Origin of the sequence: Dietzia sp. B44 (assembly GCF_014145245.1) — a bacterium.
Lineage (GTDB): Bacteria > Actinomycetota > Actinomycetes > Mycobacteriales > Mycobacteriaceae > Dietzia > Dietzia natronolimnaea.
Map to the genome: position 1 here is coordinate 1 of NZ_JAALEF010000348.1, position 1,981 is coordinate 1,981.

General features: G+C 72.5%; 3 protein-coding genes. 1 reads left to right on the top strand and 2 read right to left on the bottom strand.

Going from position 1 to position 1,981, the window contains the following annotated elements; all coding sequences use genetic code 11:
• A partial coding sequence (locus tag G6017_RS11650; RefSeq protein ID WP_182617478.1) for a methyltransferase domain-containing protein occupies positions 1 to 515 on the bottom strand: 515 nt, incomplete at its 3' end.
• 151 nt (positions 516 to 666) lie between these two features.
• Positions 667 to 1,338 (bottom strand): PIG-L family deacetylase, encoded by a 672-nt coding sequence (locus G6017_RS11655; protein ID WP_182617480.1) that lies wholly within the window; start codon positions 1,336 to 1,338, stop codon positions 667 to 669.
• A gap of 77 nt (positions 1,339 to 1,415) precedes the next feature.
• Between G6017_RS11655 and G6017_RS11660 the strand changes: the two genes are divergently transcribed.
• The coding region (locus G6017_RS11660) for a class I SAM-dependent methyltransferase (protein ID WP_182617481.1) at positions 1,416 to 1,981 on the top strand (566 nt) is incomplete at its 3' end.

The following is a 1,981-nucleotide window of genomic DNA, read 5'->3' on the forward strand; positions in this document are numbered from 1 at the left end:
CCCTGGGCGCCGAGGGCCAGGTCCGCGATCCCGGGGAGCACCGTCGGGTCCTGCGGCCCGCCGACGCCGCGACGCAGGTTCTCGGCGGCGTGCCCGAGGTACACCAGGTGCCCGCCGGGGCGCAGCCATCCGCCGGCGTTGCGCAGGACGCGGGTGAGGCTCTCCATCTCGAGGTGGAGGAACCCGATGACGACGAGGTCCACGGACTCCTCCGGTGACCAGGTGGTGGCGTCGCCGACCACCCAGTCGACGCTGCCGCTGCGGCCGTCGTCGGAGTCCCTGGCGCGGGCCTGGTCGATCGCGACCTCGGAGAAGTCGACCGCCGAGACCTGCCACCCGTGTGCGGCCAACCATCGCGCGTGCCTGCCGTCGCCGCACGCCAGGTCCACGGCGGTGTCCACGGGCAGACCGGCGTCCTCGGCGCCCGTCACCTCCGCGACGATGCGTGCTGCGGGGGTGGTGCCCCACACGTCGGGCTGGGCGAGGTATCGGGCGTTCCAGTCGGAGGCGTCCACGTGCGGCGGTCCTTTCGGTACTGCTTCTCGATGCTGCTTCTGGGTGGTACTGCTTCTGGGGATACTGCTTCTGATCAATGGAATTCTGCGTGGCGCCGCGTCTCGGCGGTGCTGCACCCGGGTGTGGCCGGGGCGGCGGGGGCGACTCGATTCAGGGGCGCCGGAGCCACCGCAGGTGTTCGTCGTCGCCCTGCAGCTCCAGTCTCCTCCACAGGACGCTGCCCGGCACGGCCTGGCTGGGGTGACACTCCACGGCGGCCAGTTGCGCCGTGCGGTCGACGGTCAGCACCAGGTCGATCTCGTCGCCGGTCCGCCCGAGGAATCCGGCGTATCCCTCGGCCGCGAGTCTCCCGCAGATCTCCTCCGGGAGGGTCCACGCCACCACGGGGAGCCCGTGCCGGTCGGCCACCCTGGTGGCCGCGGCGGTGGCCGCCACGTGGTCCGGGTGACCGCTGATCCCGGTGGAGTCGAAGACGACGAGGCCCTCGGGCCGGGTCCTGTCCAGTGCACGCTCGACCTCGTCGTCGAGCACGGACGACCCGAGGTCTGCCAGGCCACCGTCGGGCAGGTCGCGCAACGTGACCCGCCTCGCCCCGAGGGCGTCCGCCGCGGCGCGTAGTTCGTGTTCCCGGATCCGTGAGAGGTCGCCCTCGACGCCGTGGAGCGTGGAGGCCTCGCCCCTGGTCAGGCAGAGGACGTCCACGCCCGCGCCGCCGTCGGCGAAGGTCGACAGCACGGCGCCGAGGCCGAACGACTCGTCGTCGGGGTGGGCGACCACGGCCAGAACTGAACCCCAGTTCGGCAGTCCGCTCGTCTCCTTCATCGCCCCGGCCCTCCCCATTACTGTTGTCGGTGGATTCGCGTTCCGGGTCCGTTGGATACCCGGTACCGTATCTTCCCATGGATACCTCCCGCGAACGGACCGATGTCTCGCTCTTCGCCCGCGCGTGGGTGGTGGCCAGCCCCGTGCTCGAGCGCGTCGGGCTCGCGAAATCTCGGCGACGTCTGGTCTCGGGCCTGTCGGGAACCGTGGTGGAGGTGGGCGCGGGCAGCGGGGTGACCTTCGAGCACTATCCGCCGGAGGTCACCAGGGTCGTGGCGATCGAGCCGGACCCCCACCTGCGCGCGCACGCGCACCGGTACGCGGAACACGCGAGGGTCCACGTCGACGTCGTGGACTCCGTGGCGGAATCCCTCCCACTCGCCGACGGCGAGGCCGACGCCGTGGTGTTCGGACTCGTCCTGTGCACCGTCCCCGATGTCCCGGCGGCCCTCGCCGAGGCCCGGCGAGTCCTGGCGCCGGACGGCGAGCTGCGGCTGCTGGAACACGTCCGGGCCGAGGGGCTGCTGGGTCGCGTGGCCGACCGGATAGCCCCCGTGTGGAGCCGGGTGGGCGGGGGGTGTCAGCCGAACCGGGAGACCGGGAGGAGCCTCGCGGAGGCGGGGTTCGACGTGTCCGGCCTCAC

Excerpts from the sequence above, each read along its gene's own strand:
- G6017_RS11655 (WP_182617480.1), bottom strand. The coding sequence starts at position 1,338 with ATGAAGGAGACGAGCGGACTGCCGAACTGGGGTTCAGTTCTGGCCGTG.